13 protein-coding genes are annotated in these 13,753 nt (G+C 72.3%); 7 read left to right on the forward strand and 6 right to left on the reverse strand.

The genetic code is table 11. The annotated features are described in order from the left end of the window. Positions 1-46: 46 nt before the first annotated feature. Both RLT59_RS31590 and RLT59_RS31595 read right to left on the reverse strand, forming a co-directional pair. Positions 47-580, reverse strand: coding sequence for a ribonuclease FAU-1 family protein (locus RLT59_RS31590; RefSeq protein WP_311306559.1), 534 nt, complete (start codon positions 578-580; stop codon positions 47-49). Next, positions 561-1,481, reverse strand: a complete 921-nt coding sequence (locus RLT59_RS31595; protein WP_311306560.1) for a GNAT family N-acetyltransferase — start codon at positions 1,479-1,481, stop codon at positions 561-563. The genes RLT59_RS31590 and RLT59_RS31595 overlap by 20 nt, the downstream gene beginning before the upstream one ends. A 99-nt stretch (positions 1,482-1,580) precedes the next feature. On the opposite strand from RLT59_RS31595, the gene RLT59_RS31600 reads away from it, so the two are divergent. Then, positions 1,581-1,955: a GntR family transcriptional regulator gene (locus tag RLT59_RS31600; RefSeq protein ID WP_311306561.1), complete on the forward strand. Its 375-nt coding sequence runs from the start codon at positions 1,581-1,583 to the stop codon at positions 1,953-1,955. 152 nt (positions 1,956-2,107) lie between these two features. Here RLT59_RS31600 and RLT59_RS31605 read toward each other — a convergent pair whose 3' ends face one another. Further along, positions 2,108-3,214, reverse strand: coding sequence for a DUF5925 domain-containing protein (locus RLT59_RS31605; RefSeq protein ID WP_399126439.1), 1,107 nt, complete (start codon positions 3,212-3,214; stop codon positions 2,108-2,110). Positions 3,215-3,465: 251 nt separating this feature from the next. Here RLT59_RS31605 and RLT59_RS31610 point away from each other — a divergent pair, with 251 nt between their 5' ends. From RLT59_RS31610 to RLT59_RS31620, 3 genes are all read left to right on the forward strand, one after another. After that, on the forward strand, positions 3,466-4,275 hold the full coding sequence (locus RLT59_RS31610) for an SGNH/GDSL hydrolase family protein (RefSeq protein ID WP_311306563.1): 810 nt from the start codon (positions 3,466-3,468) through the stop codon (positions 4,273-4,275). 270 nt (positions 4,276-4,545) lie between these two features. After that, a complete protein-coding gene (locus tag RLT59_RS31615) occupies positions 4,546-4,809 on the forward strand; it encodes a hypothetical protein (protein WP_073739333.1) in 264 nt (87 codons plus the stop codon). Between the two features lie 175 nt (positions 4,810-4,984). Continuing rightward, positions 4,985-5,593 carry a TetR/AcrR family transcriptional regulator gene (locus RLT59_RS31620; protein ID WP_311306564.1) on the forward strand — a complete coding sequence of 203 codons (609 nt, stop codon included), beginning with the start codon at positions 4,985-4,987 and terminating at the stop codon, positions 5,591-5,593. Positions 5,594-5,670: 77 nt separating this feature from the next. Here RLT59_RS31620 and RLT59_RS31625 read toward each other — a convergent pair whose 3' ends face one another. The 3 genes from RLT59_RS31625 to hmgA form a co-directional block, all read right to left on the reverse strand. Further along, entirely contained in the window at positions 5,671-6,894 is a 1,224-nt protein-coding gene (locus RLT59_RS31625) for a type ISP restriction/modification enzyme (protein ID WP_311306565.1), read from the reverse strand. Between the two features lie 105 nt (positions 6,895-6,999). Further along, positions 7,000-7,785 (reverse strand): GntR family transcriptional regulator, encoded by a 786-nt coding sequence (locus RLT59_RS31630; protein WP_311306566.1) that lies wholly within the window; start codon positions 7,783-7,785, stop codon positions 7,000-7,002. A 96-nt stretch (positions 7,786-7,881) separates the two neighbouring features. Continuing rightward, positions 7,882-9,210 (reverse strand): homogentisate 1,2-dioxygenase, encoded by a 1,329-nt coding sequence (gene hmgA / locus RLT59_RS31635; protein WP_311306567.1) that lies wholly within the window; start codon positions 9,208-9,210, stop codon positions 7,882-7,884. 122 nt (positions 9,211-9,332) lie between these two features. Between hmgA and RLT59_RS31640 the strand changes: the two genes are divergently transcribed. From RLT59_RS31640 to RLT59_RS31650, 3 genes are all read left to right on the forward strand, one after another. Further along, complete coding sequence (locus RLT59_RS31640; protein ID WP_311306568.1) at positions 9,333-11,447, forward strand: right-handed parallel beta-helix repeat-containing protein; 2,115 nt, start codon at positions 9,333-9,335, stop codon at positions 11,445-11,447. Positions 11,448-11,548: 101 nt separating this feature from the next. Next, positions 11,549-12,352, forward strand: coding sequence for a hypothetical protein (locus RLT59_RS31645; RefSeq protein ID WP_311307925.1), 804 nt, complete (start codon positions 11,549-11,551; stop codon positions 12,350-12,352). A gap of 59 nt (positions 12,353-12,411) precedes the next feature. Then, positions 12,412-13,695, forward strand: a complete 1,284-nt coding sequence (locus RLT59_RS31650) for a hypothetical protein (RefSeq protein WP_311307926.1) — start codon at positions 12,412-12,414, stop codon at positions 13,693-13,695. The last annotated feature ends 58 nt before the right edge of the window (positions 13,696-13,753 follow it).

Raw genomic sequence — 13,753 nt, forward strand, 5'->3', positions numbered from 1 at the left:
GGCCGGGCGGTCGGTGCGGCCGGGTCGCGGGCCGGTGCGGGGGCGCTCAGTCCAGCAGGCCGGTGAGCCCCTCCGGTGCGCGGGCGAGGCGTTCCAGCTCGTCCAGCGCCGCGACGGCGGCCCGCGCCGCCGCCGGATCGCGTCCGGCCAGCCCGCTCTCCTCGAACTCGTCCTCGTCCAGGCGCAGTACGTCGCGGCGGTCCGCCGACACCCACAGATCGAGATCCAGGTCCTCGACGATCAGCTCACCGTCCCGTAGCACCGCCGGGCGGGTCACATCGCAGTACCAGCCCTTGAGTTGACCGCCGCCGGTGCGGACCTCCTTCACCGCGAACCAGGCGTCGCGCCAGTAGTGCTCGGTGAAGACGTCGCCCGGCTCGAAGCGTACGAAGCCGAAGTCACGGACCCCGGGGGCGGCCCAGGGCGCCCGCACCGTCACCCGGGTGCCGTCGTCGGCGACCAGGGCGGCGGGATATCTGATCTTGGTCTTTCCGGCCTTGACCAGCACGATCGTCAGTCCGGCGCCGAGTCCGGCATTCGGTCCGGCCTCCGGTCCGGCGTCAGCCGAGCTTGCGGACATGGCGTACCTCCGTGGCACAGATCTCGTAGCCGAACCAGCGGTTGACCGCCAGCATCGGACCGTTGGCGGCGTCATTGCCGGTGTAGGCGTCGGTGTACCCGGCGGCGCGCGCCCGGTGCAGCGAGTCGTTCTTGGCGAGCTTGGCCAGCCCGCGGCCTCGGTAGGCCCGCCGGGTGCCGGTCATCCCCGACCAGTAGCGGCCCGAACTGTCGCACCGCGCCGCGCTGAACGCCGCGACCTCACCGTCGACCACCGCCACCGAGGTGAGGCGGCGGTCGAGCCCGGGGCCGGCCCAGGTCCCGGTGAGCCACTCCTCGTAGTCCGACGGCTGGGCCGGGGTGTCGCTCGGCTCGTCCGCCGTCGTCTCGGCGTCCGCCTCGAAGAGCGGTCGCGGGTCGTCCTCGAAATCGGCGCCGGTCCGCAGCTCGACACCGGTCGGGAGTTCCTGACGGGGCGGCAGCGTGCCGCCGGCCAGATCCAGACGCATGAAGTGCGCCGGGCGGCTGGGTCCGTAGCCGTGCCGCTCCGCGAACGCCCGGTCGCGCGGGGTGTCCAGCACCCAGGCGTAGACCTCGCTCGCACCGGCCAGGGCCAGATACTCCTCGGCCGTGCGCAGCAGCAGGGAGCCCGCACCCCGGCCGGTCCGCTCCGGATGGACGTGCGGATTGCAGGAGGCCTGACCGGGCCTGGGGCTCTCATGGGCGAGACCGGCCTCGGCTGTCCCGATGATCTCGCCGTCCTCCTCCGCGACCAGCAGGCGGTACCGGCTGCCGGGATGGGCGTTCGCGAGGCTGAAGACGACCGCTTCCGGGGTGGTCACCAGGAACGGGAGCGCCGCGCGTCGCACCCGTACCCAGTCCTCGGCGTCGGAGGTGCGGAAGTCGCGGACGATGACAGTCATGCGCCGGACCGTACCCGCAGGCACCGCCGGAGCGCCCGTGATTTTCCCGGCGGCGGGGCGGGCACCGGCGGCTCCGCCCTGTGGGGGGAGAATCGGGCCGTGACTCTGAAGATCTCCGTTGACCCGGATTCCGGCGCCGCCCCGTACGAGCAGCTGCGCACCCAGATCTCCGAACTCGCCCGCTCCGGCGCACTGCCGGTGGGCTACCGGCTTCCGACCGTACGCGGCTTCGCCGAGGAACTGGGCCTCGCCGCCAACACGGTCGCCAAGGCGTACCGGGCGCTGGAGGCGGACGGGGTGATCGAGACGCGTGGGCGCAACGGCACGTTCATCGCCGCAGCGGGGGACGCGGCCGAGCGCAACGCGGCCTCCGCCGCCCAGGAGTACGCGGAGCAGGCCCGGCGCCTTGGCCTGTCCCGCGCGCGGGCGCTCGCGCTGGCGCAGGACGCGGTGCGGGCGGTGTACGAGGGGTGAGGCCGGTTGTGCGGGCGCCGGGACGACCGGCGGGCCGCTTCGTCCTCAAGCGCCGGACGGGCTGAGGAGATGTCCTCAATCGCGGACGGGCTGAGGAGATCTCCTCAAGCGCCGGGCGGGCTTGAATGCGAGCTCAGCGGGCTTGTGCCCGGTCAGAGGTACAGCCCCGCGTCCGCGCCCGAGTCCTGCTTCGGGACCGAGGCGGGGCCCGTGCCGCGATGCAGGGCGTACAGCTCCGCCAGGGTCGCGCCCTCGGGCGAACCGTCGCGGCCCAGGCCCTCGTCTGTGCCGAGCCAGGCCGCCGACTCCGCGCGGGTCAGCGGGCCCACCTCGATCCGGGCCAGGCAGCGGCCCGGCCGGACGACCGCCGGGTGCAGGCGTTCCAGGTCCTCGTTGGTGGTCACCCCGACGAGCACGTTGCGGCCCTGGCCCAGCAGTCCGTCCGTGAGGTTCAGCAGCCGGGACAGCGCCTGGCCTGCCGTGTGCTTGGCCTCGCCGCGGATCAGCTCGTCGCAGTCCTCCAGGAGCAGCAGCCGCCAGCGGCCCTTCGCCGTGCCGTCGTCCTCGCCGATCGCTATGTCCATCAGGTAGCCGACGTCGTTGAAGAGCCGTTCGGGATCGAGTACGCAGTCGACCTGGCACCAGTCCCGCCAGGACCGGGCCAGGGTGCGCAGGGCGGAGGTCTTGCCGGTGCCGGGCGGACCGTGCAGCAGGAGCAGCCGGCCGGCGATGTCATCCGGGGTGACCTTCATCAGGCCGTCCATGGCATCGGCCACCGGCGCGGTGTAGTTGGCGCGCACCTCGTCCCAGGCGCCGGCCGTGATCTGCCGGGTGGTGCGGCACGGGCCGCGGCGCGGCGACAGGTGCCAGAAGCCCATGGTCACGCTGTCGGGCTGCGGCTCCGGCTCGTCCTGGGCGCCGTTCGTGGCCTCGTCGAGCACCTTCTGCGCCAGCTCGGGGGAGGTCGCGGTGACCGTGACGTCGGCGCCCCGGTTCCAGCGTGAGACGAGCAGCGTCCAGCCCTCGCCCTCCGCGAGGAGGGCGCTGCGGTCGTCGTCACGGGCGGCGCGCAGCACCGTGGCGTCCGGGGGCAGCAGCGTGGCCCCGCTCCGGACCCGGTCGAGGGAGGTGCTGTGGGAGTACGACTGCTCGCCCGTCGCGAACCGGCCGAGAAACAGCGCGTCGACGATGTCGGACGGGGAGTCGCTGTCGTCGACGGTGAGCCGGATCGGCAGAGCTGACTCGGGGGTGGCAGACATGGCGCCCATGATCCGGCACCCGGGCACCCGGCGCACCCAGGTTTCCCCACTTCCCGCAGCGTGGGCCGGGGGCGCCGGACAATGCGGCCCGCCGCCCGCGCGATCCCGCGGTGCGCCGGGGTGACGCGCCCTCAGCGGACCGGCGCCAAAAGCTCATCCGATGGACTTGGCATGCACACTTCCGGAATGAGTCTCCCTGCTGCTACCACGTAGGTGGCAGAGATCCTGCTGGTCGGTCCAAGGGAGATTCCATGAAAATGTCCAGACTCGTGGCGTTCTCGTCCTCGCTCCTGTTCGGTGCCGTCATCGCCCTGACTGGGGCCGCCACCGCGAACGCCGCTCCGTCCGTCCAGGCCGTCGACTACGTCGCCCTCGGTGACTCCTATTCCTCGGGAGTCGGCTCCGGCAGCTATATCGGCTCCAGCGGGGACTGCAAGCGCAGCACCCTCGCCTACCCCTCGCTCTGGGCGGCCGCCCACTCGCCCGCCTCTTTCGCCTTCACCGCCTGTTCGGGGGCGCGCACCGGCGATGTGACGGCCGGCCAGCTGGGGCCGCTCAACTCCTCGACCGACCTCGTCTCGATCTCCATCGGCGGCAATGACGCGGGATTCTCCGACGTCATGACGACCTGTGTCCTCCAGTCGGAGGCCACCTGCCTCAACCGCATCGCCACCGCCCGCGGTTACGTGGACTCCACGCTCCCCGGGAAGCTCGACGCGGTCTACGACGCCATCCACGCCAAGGCCCCGTCCGCCCATGTCGTCGTCCTCGGCTACCCGCGCTTCTACAAGATCGGCGGCAGCTGTGTCGTCGGGCTCAGTGACAAGGTGCGCGCCGCCATCAACGGCGCGTCCGACTACCTGAACGCGGCCACCGCCAAGCGTGCCGCCGACCACGGCTTCACCTTCGGTGACGTCACGGGGAAGTTCACCGGGCACGAGATCTGCTCGGGAAGCGCCTGGCTGCACAGTCTCAACTGGCTCGACATCGGTGCGTCGTACCACCCCTTCGCCGCCGGGCAGTCCGGTGGCTATCTGCCGGTTCTCGACTCGGCCGCCTGACGCCGCGCCGAAACCCTTCCGCCCGGAGGGGGGTTCCGCGGGCCGGGGCCCTCTTCCGGGTGCGTTCCGGGCGCTGTCCGCAGATCGGTTCCGGGGTGCCCGGTCGTCGGTGCTCTGTCCAACTCGCCCTGGAATCGGTAATATTCGGTGAACCGTCGTCAACCTCCGTATGTGTGTGCTCAATCCTGTGCCCGGGATACACGAGTGTCGCCGCGGGGGGATAGGGTTAACCTGCCCGGGTCGGGTGCCCTCGTACGGGTGGGGAGTGACATGGAACAGATAACGGTGCGAAGCAGGCCGCGAGTGCCTGCTATTACCTGCGGGACAGGGGCGACGAGTTCGCGCCTCGACCGCCATCTCGCGGTGCTGGGCGGCCCTGTCGTCCCGCAGCGTGATTCCGCGGAGGCGACGCTGCTGATGCGCGAGCTGACCTCGCGCGACGCCGCGCACACGCGTCGGAGCAAGAGCGCGCGGGTCTCGCTCTTCGCGCCTCTGCGACGACTGCGACGCTCGCTCTTCGGCAGCCGCCGCTGATCCGACGGCCCCGGTCCAGGTATCGCGCCGCTGCCCGCTCTTCCGTCATCCCCGGAGTCGGCAGTGGCGCGTCGCCATGTCCGTGTGAGGCCCAGGGGTCGCTGTGCCGCCTGTCTGTCGGCGGCGGATTGGCCGTCGAGGTAATTCGGCGCCGAAATACTTCTACACTGGCGGCATGCCCGAGAAGCGAGCCGCGCGTCTGAGCCCCGACGAGCGAAGGGCGCAGTTGGTATCGATTGGCGTGGACATGCTCGCCGATTGTTCACTGGACGAGCTTTCCACCGATGACGTGGCGCGCCGCGCGGGTATATCCCGGGGGCTGCTCTTCCACTACTTCGACTCCAAACGCGACTTCTACCGTTGCGTGGTGCGGCGGGAGTGCGACGATTTCGCCGCGGCCACGGACCCGGACCCCTCGCTGGAGCCCGTCGCCTGGCTGCGGTCGTTCATCGCCGGATTCGCGGCGTACGTCACGGAGCACCGCAAGGTCTATCTCGCGCTGGTCCGAGGCGCGGCCGGCAGCCATCCTGCGGTGGAGGACATCGTCGAGTCCACCCGCGCCACCCTGGCCCGGCGGGTGGAGGAGGGGCAGCGGCGGCTCGGGATGCCGGATTCGCCGCGGCTGCTCGTCGCCGCACGGGCCTGGATGGCCTTCGCGGAGGAGGCCGTCACCAGCTGGCGGCTCGACGAACCGGACGCGCTCGCGGAGCTCGGCGCGTTCCTGGAGTCGAGCTTCATCTCGCTGCTGGGCGCACTGGACCGGCCGGCCGCACTGCCCGGCTGAACGGCTTGCCGCGTGACCCCGTGACCCCGTGACCCCGTGACCGCGTGACCGGCCGGGCGGTCGGGAGCGGCCCGCGCTCACAGCAGTGCGAACTGGCCGTCGGGCCCTTCCTCCTGGAGACCGAGTACGGAGGCGGGCCGCCGTGCCCCGGCCGGCACCGGCAGTACCCCCGCCGCCCACAGCTCCGCCGCGCCGATCCCCGCGCCGGGCGCCAGCGCGTCCTGCCGGGGCCGCAGCTCGGCCAGCAGGGCGAGCAGCGTGATCAGTTCCAGCAGCTCGGACGTCCACTCCTGCGGCCAGGCGGACGGCCGTACGGCCTCCAGTCCGTCCGTCTCCGCCCCGGTCACCGCCGCCCGCCGCCCGAACCAGAGCTCCAGCATCCGTACGCCGCCCACCCGGAACTCCCACGCCCCGGCGTCCACCGGCGAGATGCGGCCCGTACCGATCCGCAGCACCTGCTCCTCTGCGTCGTAGGACAGCTCCGGCGGGGCGGGCGGCACGGCGGCCCGCACATACGGGCGGCGTCCGCCGGGCAGCCGGGGCCGCTCCCCGCCACGGGCCCCGCGCAGCTGGAGCCGCAGCAGCTCCCGCCCCAGCTCCACCCCCGCCGTCCAGCGCGCGGTGTCCACGGGCAGCGGCACCACGCAGCCGGCCGGGGAGTGCCGGGCCGCCGCGAGGATCCACGCGAGCACGGACTCCGGGGAGACCTCGTCCCCGTGCCGGGCGCGCAGAAGGGCGAGCAGTCCGGGCGCCAGATTGGGTTCGAGGCCGCCGGGGCGCCGGTAGAGCGGCCGGATCCGGCCGGGGCGTCCCGCGGGGGAGTGCCCGTCGGGGAGCAGCGCCGTCACGGACAGTGCGGGCCCGGTGTCCTGCGGGATCCGGCCGTGCTCGACGACGAACAGCTGGCGCCCGTCGGCCACCCGCCACAGTTCGGGCCGGGCCGCGTCTATCAGCCGGTGGTCGGGGAGCAGCCACTGCTCGTCGTACGGGCCGTGCAGGATCCGTACCGGCTCCGGGCACGGGCCCGGCTCGCGGGCGAACCGGGCGGTGCCGGTGGTCTGTCCGGGCAGCGCGGCCACCGGAGTGTGCGGGGTACGGGAACGGGTGGAGCCGAAGAGCCGGTCGCGCTCGGCGTCCCGGGCCCGCGCGAGCCGTTCCCAGCGGGCCCTGAGCGAGGCCGCGTCCGGGGCCGTCACCCAGGCGCGTCCGGTCCTGAGCGGCCGTACGGACCAGGGCATGAGGTCGTCGAGGAGCGGGCCGTACGGGTCCTCGCCGGAGCCGGCCGCTGCCGGAGCTGCCACCGTGTCGTCCTCCCCGTCGCCACGCCTGCCGCCTTCCCCGGCATCGTAACGGCGCCGCCGGACCCGCGTCAGCGCGCCTCGGTGCGGGTACCGGGCGGCCGGGTGTCAGTGCGCCTCCACCGTGACCGAGAACGAGAACCGGTCGCCCCGGTAACGGATCTGCGCCACATCGACCACCCGGCCGCCCTCGTCGTACGTCACGCCCGTGTAGTACAGGATCGGGCTGAGCAGCGGGACCCGGAGCAGCTCTGCGGTGACCGGGTCGGCCAGTCTCGCCTCGACCGTGTCGGTGATCCGTGCGATCCGGACCCCGACCCGGTCGCGCAGCACCTTGGTCATCGGCCAGCGTTCCAGGTCCGCCGGGTCGAGTGCGGCCGCGACCTCCGGACGGAGCCAGTTCTGCGCCCAGTTCGTCGGCTCGCCGGACTCCTCCTCGGACCGCAGCCGCCGGTAGCCGACCACCTCCGGACAGCCTGGGAAGTGCTCCGCGACATCGCCCGGCACGGCGAGCGGGCCGTGGTCGAGCAGCGTCGTCAGCTCGCCCGACTGCTGGGCGACGATCGCGTCGATCGAGCCGAGCAGCCGGACCGGCGACACCCGGCGGGCGCGCGGCTCGATGAACGTGCCGCGCCGCCGGTGCCGGCTGATCAGCCCCTCCGTCTCCAGCTCCTTGAGCGCCTGCCGCATGGTGAGGACGCTGACGCCGTAGTGCGCGGCGAGCTGCTCCTCTGTCGGCAGCCGCAGCGTGGCGTCCGGCGTGCGGCCCAGTATCGAGGCCCGCAAGGACTGCGAGACCTGGTACCAGAGCGGCAGTTTGCGGTTCAGGACCAGTGAGTCGGGTGCGAAGGCGGCCCCCTGGGGCGCGGGGGGCTTCAGAGGGGTCTGCGACACCGGGTCACCTGTATTCGTCGTCACTGGCACGGGGGAGACACCGCCCCGTGGCACTGGTACGGGACACTGCCACGGGGACCGGCGCGAGGGGGCCCGCTACGGATGGAAGTTGCGGCTCAGACCCTGCCACACGTCGTCGTAGCCGTGCTGAAGATGGTCGGCGGTGGTGGCCTGGCCGGTCGCCGTGACCGGCCAGCGGGTCTCGAACATGAAGGCCAGACCGTCGTCGATCTTCTGTGGCTTCAGCTCCGCCGCGCTCGCCCGGTCGAAGGTCTCCCGGTCCGGGCCGTGCGCCGACATCATGTTGTGCAGCGAGCCGCCGCCGGGCACGAAGCCCCCCTTGCCGGCCGTCTTCGCGTCGTACGCGCCCTCGATCAGGCCCATGTACTCGCTCATCACGTTGCGGTGGAAGTACGGCGGCCGGAAGGTGTCCTCACCGACCAGCCAGCGCGGCGCGAACACCACGAAGTCGACCCCGGCCAGACCGGGGGTGTCCGAGGGGGAGGTCAGCACCGTGAAGATCGACGGGTCCGGATGGTCGTAGCTGACCGAGCCGATGACGTTGAACCGGTGCAGGTCGTAGACGTACGGGGTGTGGTTGCCGTGCCAGGCGACCACATCGAGCGGGGAGTGGTCGTACGTCGCGGACCAGAGGTTGCCGCAGAACTTGTTGACCACCTCGACCGGCCGCTCCACGATCTCGTACGCGGCGACCGGGGCGAGGAAGTCCCGTGCGTTGGCCAGGCCGTTGGCGCCGATCGGGCCGAGATCGGGGAGGGTGAAGGGCTGCCCGTAGTTCTCGCAGACGTAGCCCCGCGCGGTGGTGTCGAGCAGCTCGACCCGGAAGCGGACGCCGCGCGGGATCAGCGCGATGTGGCCCGGTTCTGCGCGCAGCAGGCCCAGTTCGGTGCGGATCAGGAGGCCGCCGTGCTCGGGGACGATCAGCAGCTCGCCGTCGCTGTCGCTGAACACCCGGTCCGTCATGGCTGTGTTGGCGTGGTAGAGGTGCACGGCCATGCCGCTGCGCTGCGCCGCGTCGCCGTTGCCCCCCAGCGTCCAGAGGCCGGCCAGGAAGTCGGTGCCGGGCGCGGGCTCCGGGAGCGGGTCCCAGCGCAGCCGGTTGGGGTCGGGGACGGTCTCGGTGAACGGGGCGGTGCGGACAGCCCCGTTGTCGATCCGGCGGAACGGCGGATGAGCCGCGGAGGGGCGGATCCGGTAGAGCCACGAGCGGCGGTTGTGGGCCCGCGGCTCGGTGAACGCCGAGCCGCTCAGCTGCTCCGCGTAGAGCCCGAGGGGCGCGCGCTGCGGCGAGTTGCGACCGTGCGGCAGCGCCCCCGGCGCCGCCTCCGAGCTGTGCTGATTGCCGAAACCGGCGGAGTGTTCCAGCCCTTCGGCCGTCTTCCTCGCCTGCTCGATGCCACTCATGTGCGCTCCCGGTGCCGAAGGAATCCTATGGGTAACCGTAGGAATCATAGGGAGGCGAGTCAACGGCATTCGTCGCGCACAGGGGGGTTCCAAAAGTTGAACAATGCTCTACTCTCCCGCACATGTCGTGGACACGTAGACTCCTGGCGATCCTGGCGGCGCTCGCCGCCGTCCTCCTCGCGGCCCCGGCCGCCCAGGCGCACGAGGAACGTCCGGTCACCCTGCCCGACGGAACGGGCAGCGTCCCGGTGCACCGCGCGGGCGAGCCCGACCTCCTGGTCTGCAAGAGCGACCGGGCCGACTTCGAGCACCGGATATCGGGCTTCCCCGACGCCCTGCGCTCCAGAAACCTCAAGCTCTTCGACCGGTGCCAGAAGTCCGGCTACCGCCACCTCCAGCAGGCCGTCGACGCGGTCACCGGCCCCGGGAAGAACATCGCGATCCTGCCGGGCCTCTACGAGGAGGAGCCCTCGCTCCCCGCGCCCACCGGGGAGTGCTCCCGGCTGAAGGCCCCCAACTCCCAGCTCGGCTACCAGATCCTGAGCTACGCCCAGCAGGCGAAGTGCCCGCACAACCAGAACCTGGTGGCGATCCTCGGCAAGAAGGACCTCCAGATCGAGGGCACCGGTGCCGAGCGCACGGACGTCGTCATCGACGCCAAGTACCGCAAGCTCAACGCGATCCGGGCGGACGGCTCCGACGGTGTCTACTTCAAGAACTTCACCGCCCAGCGCACCACCTTCAACTCGCTGTACATCCTGGCCCAGGACGGCTTCGTCATCGACGACGTGCTGACCCGCTGGAACGACGAGTACGGCTTCCTGACCTTCGCCAGCGACCACGGTCTCTACAAGAACTGCGAGTCGTACGGCAACGGCGACTCCGGCATCTACCCGGGCAGCGCGTCGGACATCAACGACGGTTACGGCTACCGGGTCCCGCGCTACTCGATCGAGATCACCGGCTGCCACAGCCATCACAACATGGTCGGCTACTCCGGCACCGCGGGCGACTCCGTCTACGTCCACGACAACGAGTTCGACCACAACATGGGCGGCGCCTCGATGGACAGCGCCTTCCCGGGCCACCCCGGGCTGCCGCAGAACCACGCTCGCTTCGAGCGCAACCTGATCCACGACAACAACGCCGACTACTACCCGTACGTCGCCGACGGCACCTGCGCCAAGCCGCCGGTCGAGCGCGGTTACGAGAACGGGGTGGTCTGCCCGCAGATCTCCATGCCACCGGGCACCGGCATCATCACCGCGGGCGGCAACTGGAACATCTACGAGAACAACTGGGTCTACGGGCAGCAGCGCGCCGCCTTCTTCCTGAGCGCCGTACCCGCCTTCATCCGGGGCGAGAGCGCGCTCGGCAAGCAGACCGACACCTCGCACCACAACCGGTACGCCAACAACCACCTCGGCACGGACAAGGCGGGCGACGCGCGGCCCAACCGCACCGACGTGTGGTGGGACGGCCAGGGCGACGGCAACTGCTGGCAGTCGGACGCGGGTCCCTCCACGCCCCGCTCACTGCCCGCCTGCGGCGACGAGCGCGGCGCGGTCACCGGCCGCACCGACCGGCTGATGGGCGAACCCGTCAAGCTCGCCCAGCTGCTGGTCTGCGCCGACTACAACGTGCAGGCGCGGCGGCTGCCGGCCGGCTGCGACTGGTACGGCGCGCGCGGGATCGAACGCATCGAGCTGCAGGCGGCCCTGGGCATCGCGCTGGTGCTCGTGCTGGTCGGCGGCGTCCTGTGGTGGCGCAGGCTCCGGTCGAGCCGGCTCGCCACGGCGGCCTCCGTCCTCGGGCTCATCGGCCTCGGTCTTGACGTGGCCGGGTCGACCATAGGGCTTGCCGCCGGCCATCTGCCTGCTGTCGCGCTGCTGCTGACCGGGCTGTGGTGGACGGGCATCGGCCTGGTGCTGCGGCGGGCAGGTAGGCCGGGGCTGGGCTGGACGACGGTGGTGCTGGGCGCGCTCACGCTGCTCGACGCGCTGGACAAGGGCGTGTTCATGATCCCGTGGATCCCGCTGAGCCCCGCCTGGGTGCGGGGACTCCTCGGCGTGGTCTGGGTGGTCTGGGCCGTGGTGGCCGCCGCCCGGCACGGCGAACGGTCGGAGCCGGACGGGGAGCCGACTTCGGCCGCCGCGCCGGACGCTGAACCGGTTTCGGCCCCCGCACCGGACGGTCAGCCCGTTTCGCGCCCCGCACCGGACGGAGAACCGTCGTGAACCGCACCCCGAACCGGCACTCGAACCGGCATCCGGACCGCACCCCGGACCGGCACCCCGACCGCACGCCGGACCGGCACCCGAACCGCGCGTCAGCCCCGGTGTGCAGGTCCGTCGCCGCCCTGATCGTCGCGGCCGCCCTCGTACTCGGCGCGGGTGCCTGCGGCGGGCGGGCCACCACCCATCACAAGCCGGGCACCAGCCACGAGCAGGCCACCGGTAGCGTCGGCCGGCTGCTGTCCTCGGACGACGGCTCCGGTCACCGGCTGCGCCAGGTCGACGCCGAGGGCGCGCCGGAGGTGACCGTCGCCGTGCGGCCCGACTCGGAGGACGGCTGGAACGTCCACCTCTCGGTGCGGAACTTCCGGTTCACCCCGGACAGCGTGGGCGGCGGCGCACTCCTGGGCCGGGGCCACGCCCGCCTCTTCCTCGACGGCCATCCGCTCGCCCGGGTCTACGGCACCTGGTTCCACCTGCCGGAGTCACTGCTCCGGGGCGCCGGGAGCGGCACCGAACTCACCGCCCGCCTCTACGCCGACGACCACACCGCCTGGGCCGTCGGCTCCAAGCCGGTCCAGGCCACCACCGCGCTCACCGCCACTCCGACGACCGCACCCGCCACCATCCCCGCCGCACCCGATCCCGGCATCACGCTGGAGATCTCCGTCAGAGACGGCAAGGTCAGCCCGGCGCCGGGGCGCGCCGAGATCAAGAAGGGCCGGACCGTCCGGCTGAAGGTCCGCAGCGACCACGACGACACCCTTCATGTGCACGGCTACGACAAGGAGGCGCGACTGCCCGCCGGCCGGACCGTCACCCTCACGTTCACCGCCGACCGCACCGGGCTCTTCGAGGTCGAGACACATGAGTCCGACCTGCTCCTGACCCAGCTCGTCGTACGGTGACGGCCGGTCCGGCCGGTGCGGCCGCTCCGACCGACGGCACCGGCCCGGCCACCGGCGCCGTGGACGTCCTCGCCCACGGCATCGGCGCCCAGCACGATCTGCCGCTCTCGCCGTTCTACGCGTTCGCGGGCGCCTTCGCCGCGCTGTTCGTCTCCTTCCTCGCGCTCGGCCTGCTCTGGTCCGCCTCCCGGTTCCGCGGCGAACTGGCGGGCCGCCCGCTGCCTGCCGCCGTCCAGCGCGTGGCCGACGCGCGTGCCACCCGCGTCGTGGCCCGCGCGCTCGGCCTGGCCGCCGCGCTCCTCGTCGTGCTGCACCTCCTCCTCGGCCCGGCCGACCCGGACCGCAACCCGGCCCCCGGCGCCGTCTACATACTCCTGTGGGTCGGGCTCGTCCCGGCCTCCCTCCTGTTCGGCCCCGTCTGGCGGCCGTTCAATCCGCTGCGCACCCTCCACCTCCTGGCCTGTCGCGCGCTGCGGCGCGATCCCGATGCCGGCCGGCCCCTCCCCGTACGCCTCGGGATGTGGCCGGCGGCGGCCGGGCTGCTCGCCTTCACCTGGCTCGAACTCGTCGCCCCAGACCCCGCGTCACCCACCGCGCTCCTCCTCTTCCTCGCCCTGTACAGCGCCGTCCACCTCGTGGGCGCCGCCCGCCACGGCGCCCACTGGTTCGACGACGCCGACGCATTCGAGGTCTACTCGGGGCTGCTGGCCAGGCTCTCCCCGCTCGGCCGCCGCCCCGCCGACCGCCGCCTCGTCCTGCGCTCCCCGTTCAACGGACTCGACGCCACACCCCAGCTCCCCGGGCTCGTCGCCACCGTCTGCGTCATGCTCGGCTCCACCGCCTACGACGGCTTCTCCGACGCACCCTCCTGGATCACCACCGTCCAGACCTCCCCCCTGGGCCGTACCACCGCGGCCACGCTCGGACTCCTGGGCGCCGTCGCCCTCGTGGCCTCCCTCTACGCGCTCTGCGCCGGTGCCACCCGGCTGCTCTCCGGCCGACTCCCGCACCCCCTCACGGCCTTCGCGCACTCGCTCGTCCCGATCGCGCTCGGCTATCTCGTCGCCCACTACTTCACACTCTTCGTCACCGAAGGTCCACGTACGGTCATGGTGGCACTCGGCACTGACAATCCCGCTCCGCCCGAGCCGCCCCTCGGTCCGGGGGGCGTCGCCGCCCTCCAGGTCCTCGCGATCGTCCTCGGCCACGTCCTGGGCGTCGTCGCGGCCCACGACCGTTCCGTACGGCTCTTCCCGCCCGGTCGCGCGATAGCCGGCCAACTCCCGCTGCTGATCCTGATGATCGCGTACACCGTCGGCGGACTGAGCCTGCTCATCGCCTGAGGCCGGTGCGCGGGAAGCGATCGCGCGACGTGTCCCGGCGTCCTGGCCGGACCGCTCC

Origin of the sequence: Streptomyces sp. ITFR-6, assembly GCF_031844725.1 — a bacterium.
Taxonomy (GTDB): Bacteria; Actinomycetota; Actinomycetes; order Streptomycetales; family Streptomycetaceae; genus Streptomyces.

What these genes read in the sequence shown, in the direction of transcription:
- hmgA (WP_311306567.1), bottom strand. Translation starts at nt 9,210, where the DNA reads ATGAGTGGCATCGAGCAGGCGAGGAAGACGGCCGAAGGGCTGGAACAC.
- RLT59_RS31640 (WP_311306568.1), top strand. Translation starts at nt 9,333, where the DNA reads ATGTCGTGGACACGTAGACTCCTGGCGATCCTGGCGGCGCTCGCCGCC.
- RLT59_RS31610 (WP_311306563.1), top strand. Translation starts at nt 3,466, where the DNA reads ATGAAAATGTCCAGACTCGTGGCGTTCTCGTCCTCGCTCCTGTTCGGT.
- RLT59_RS31595 (WP_311306560.1), bottom strand. Translation starts at nt 1,481, where the DNA reads ATGACTGTCATCGTCCGCGACTTCCGCACCTCCGACGCCGAGGACTGG.
- RLT59_RS31605 (WP_399126439.1), bottom strand. Translation starts at nt 3,214, where the DNA reads ATGTCTGCCACCCCCGAGTCAGCTCTGCCGATCCGGCTCACCGTCGAC.
- RLT59_RS31615 (WP_073739333.1), top strand. Translation starts at nt 4,546, where the DNA reads ATGGAACAGATAACGGTGCGAAGCAGGCCGCGAGTGCCTGCTATTACC.
- RLT59_RS31590 (WP_311306559.1), bottom strand. Translation starts at nt 580, where the DNA reads ATGTCCGCAAGCTCGGCTGACGCCGGACCGGAGGCCGGACCGAATGCC.
- RLT59_RS31620 (WP_311306564.1), top strand. Translation starts at nt 4,985, where the DNA reads ATGCCCGAGAAGCGAGCCGCGCGTCTGAGCCCCGACGAGCGAAGGGCG.